The sequence below is a fragment of the Geobacillus sp. B4113_201601 genome, assembly GCF_001587475.1.
GTDB classification, from domain to species: domain Bacteria; phylum Bacillota; class Bacilli; order Bacillales; family Anoxybacillaceae; genus Geobacillus; species Geobacillus icigianus.
In genome coordinates, this window is the sequence record NZ_LQYX01000111.1 from 669 (window position 1) to 1,237 (window position 569).

1 protein-coding gene is annotated in these 569 nt (G+C 55.0%); it reads left to right on the plus strand.

What is annotated here, in order from left to right; genetic code table 11:
* Window positions 1-569: transposase (locus B4113_RS15210; protein ID WP_153017173.1), on the plus strand; the 569-nt coding region annotated here is incomplete at both ends.

A 569-nucleotide genomic window follows, 5' to 3' on the forward strand; every position in this document is an offset into this window, starting at 1 on the left:
CGATGATACGATTTGTCAAAAAACGAAGCCTTCGTCACGGGCCGCCCACGCCATTCAAGGGTGTGACTGGCATTTCTCTCACAGCGATCATCAATTGGTCTGGGGGCATTCGCTTGTTTGGCTGATGGTGCATACTTTCTCGCAAGCGTTTCCGTTCGCGTTTCGTCTCTATGATAAGGCGGCGGGAAGAAGCAAAATCGACCTAGCGATCGAGATGCTTTCCTCGCTCAAGGGGAAACGGGCTCAGCCGGTGTATGTGCTCATGGATTCGTGGTATCCGTCCCAAGCGCTCATCGAAGCCTGCCTGAAACAAGGATTCCATGTCATCGCCATGCTCAAGACGAACCGGATTCTCTATCCGAAAGGCATCGCCATCCAAGCGAAGGAGTTTGCCCATTATATCGAGCCCAACGACACCCGCCTCGTCACGGTGGGGAAGGAGCGTTACCGCGTGTATCGCTACGAGGGAGCGATCCATGGTCTCGATGACGCAGTGGTGCTGCTGGCTTGGAAGGCGGATGAACCGATGACGCCAGATCATCTCCATGTTGTCTTGAGCACCGACCGGG